The following is a 421-nucleotide window of genomic DNA, read 5'->3' as shown; positions in this document are numbered from 1 at the left end:
TGGGTTTCTCATCGTGAGTTACCGGTTCAATATTCCAGACAGACTCGCGGTTCATTTAAGCATCCATGCCCGCCCTGAACTCCGGGCACACCGTAAGTAAAATCAGCCACCCACAGCTGGTCAGGTCGTTCTGCCACGAACTGACGGTTTACGCGGTCGCCTGCGGCAACGGCTTTCCGGCTGATGGTCGTACGGACCTTTTTACCCCGGAGAACACCGGCAAGTCCCATAACCGCCATGAGACGTGCCACAGTGCATCTGGCCACTCTGATACCTTCCCGTAACAACTGACGCCAGACTTTACGCACACCGTATACCTTGTGATTTTCATCGTATACGCGCTGTATCTCTTTCTTCAGCCAGTCATCGCGCTGCGCACGGGCACTGCGTTTATCCGGATGATGTCGCTGTTGCTGACAGT

General features: G+C 54.6%; 1 pseudogene. It reads right to left on the bottom strand.

From position 1 onward, the window contains the following. Positions 1-92: 92 nt before the first annotated feature. Positions 93-421 (bottom strand): annotated as a pseudogene (locus UTM25_RS22540) (IS3 family transposase); the annotation flags it as partial.

Source organism: Enterobacter sp. 61D5 (genome assembly GCF_034107965.1).
In the GTDB taxonomy this organism is placed as follows: domain Bacteria; phylum Pseudomonadota; class Gammaproteobacteria; order Enterobacterales; family Enterobacteriaceae; genus Enterobacter; species Enterobacter cloacae_M.
The sequence above is the reverse complement of the archived record's forward strand: the minus strand, read 5'-3'. Positions and strand labels throughout refer to the sequence as shown.